Origin of the sequence: Clostridium drakei, from assembly GCF_000633595.2 — a bacterium.
Taxonomy (GTDB): domain Bacteria; phylum Bacillota; class Clostridia; order Clostridiales; family Clostridiaceae; genus Clostridium_AM; species Clostridium_AM drakei.
In genome coordinates, this window is the sequence record NZ_JIBU02000080.1 from 1 (window position 1) to 1766 (window position 1766).

The following is a 1766-nucleotide window of genomic DNA, read 5'->3' on the forward strand; positions in this document are numbered from 1 at the left end:
TTTTTTACAATTACATTCTGTGCGGTAGCATTAGAAATCTAGAAATTTTTATTTTTAAATTCCTCAAATACTTCATCAAAGTCTGCTTCTTTGAGATCTAACTCTTCAGGATTTTTAACTATCATTGTAGCATCACATGCTTCGCATGCATATCCTGGTATATCAATATCTCCAAATTCATCTCTAGTTATATGCGTTTCTATAGCTAATCTTGGAACTTCCTTTTCTGCGCCACAATTTAAACACTGATAGGTTATTGTATCATTCTTTTTTTCTTCAAAAAATGCCTTTACTAAAGCCTTTGCCTTCTTTATTTTATTTTTTTCTCTTTGCTTGTCCTTTACTTTCTTTTTCTTACTAGCCATTTTACATCTTACCTTTCCTTATGCAAATACTGGCTCTATTTTATCACGAATTATTCCTTTTATCACTCCGTAGTCATGCATTAACTGTTCAATTTTCTTTTCATTGCTTATGAAAATTTGTTTTTTTAATTTCTCTTTAACACTTACTCCATAATAGACTATATCATTAAACTTCATCTTTCTTCCGCAATTTGGACAATCTAATGGATTTACTCCAAAGGTTACTAATATTCTTGTTTCCCAATTTTTCATCTTCTTTTTAAATTCAGCTACTTTTTCATCTATCAACTTGAAAAACTTATTCTTATGCCTAGTATTTTTAGCATATATACCATAATATCTTATCATTTTAAAATTCTTTTCTGGTATATGTCTTATAATTTTCCCTATAAAATCAAGTACATCTAATTCTTCTTCAACTCTTACTCCATCTTCGTGTCTTTCATAATAAAACACTACCCTTTTTCCATCATACTTTAATATTCTTGACTCTGCTATCGCAGGTCTAGAGGTATATCTACCTACGTATTTAGCCGCTTGTTTTGCCGTTTTCACTTCACCCTTACCATACACATAAAAACCATTTTTCAACTTCTTATATAGGTCATTTTTTAACTTTCTAAACTGCTTTTTAACATTTATAAGATTCAATTCTAAAGCATCTAATAATAATTTCTGCCACCTTTTTCTTAATGATTCATAGTGTATATGTGTAACTTTTCTCCAAACTGTAAATTTTCCTGCCCCACCTTCGGTAACTAATAGATGTACATGTGGATTCCATTTTAAGTCTCTTCCAAATGTATGTATAACTGCTACTATTCCTGGTGTAAACTCTTCTTTCTTGTTCAAGTCTTTAAACCAACTCATAATAGCTTGTGAAGCACATTGTGGTAATAGTGCAAGTAACTTTCTATTTTTACCAAAATAATTTCTAAGTTCCTTAGGTATAGTGAATACCATATGTCTATGCTTTGTTCTTATCAGTCTTGAAACCATTTCATCTGCCCAATCTTCTGATTTCTTTTTTCCGCAGGATGTGCAAAATCTACTCTTACATCTAAATCCAACCTTTTTTATTTCTCCACATGCTTCGCATTTAAACTCAATATATCCCATGTCTAAAGAACCACAATTAAGCATTTTCTTTATTTCCTTATAAACAATACTTCTTACGTTTCCTCTATTCAATTCTTCAAACTCATCCCAATTATCTATAAATATATTTTTTATAACCCCTACCATTTTTTCACCGATCTCACATAGTTTTTATTATAAATTCTATCATAAATCCACTTACATTTTATCCCTTTAAATATTTTACATTAATCTACAAACCATTTACCTACAATGCCTAACGGCATGTTTTTTTGAGCAAAAAAGTTTTAAATTCCTACTAAA

General features: G+C 29.8%; 2 protein-coding genes. Both read right to left on the bottom strand.

All coding sequences use genetic code 11. From position 1 onward, the window contains the following. Nucleotides 1-38 precede the first annotated feature (38 nt). The gene (locus tag EG57_RS0224350) at nucleotides 39-365 is read right to left on the bottom strand and encodes a hypothetical protein (protein WP_032079669.1); all 327 of its coding nucleotides are present in this window, start codon (nucleotides 363-365) and stop codon (nucleotides 39-41) included. 18 nt (nucleotides 366-383) lie between these two features. Then, nucleotides 384-1610 (bottom strand): IS91 family transposase, encoded by a 1227-nt coding sequence (locus EG57_RS0224355; RefSeq protein WP_032079670.1) that lies wholly within the window; start codon nucleotides 1608-1610, stop codon nucleotides 384-386. Between the last annotated feature and the right edge of the window lie 156 nt (nucleotides 1611-1766).

Bases quoted from the DNA above. Each gene is read 5' to 3' on its own strand.
- EG57_RS0224350 (WP_032079669.1), bottom strand. From the start codon at position 365: ATGGCTAGTAAGAAAAAGAAAGTAAAGGACAAGCAAAGAGAAAAAAAT.
- EG57_RS0224355 (WP_032079670.1), bottom strand. From the start codon at position 1,610: ATGGTAGGGGTTATAAAAAATATATTTATAGATAATTGGGATGAGTTT.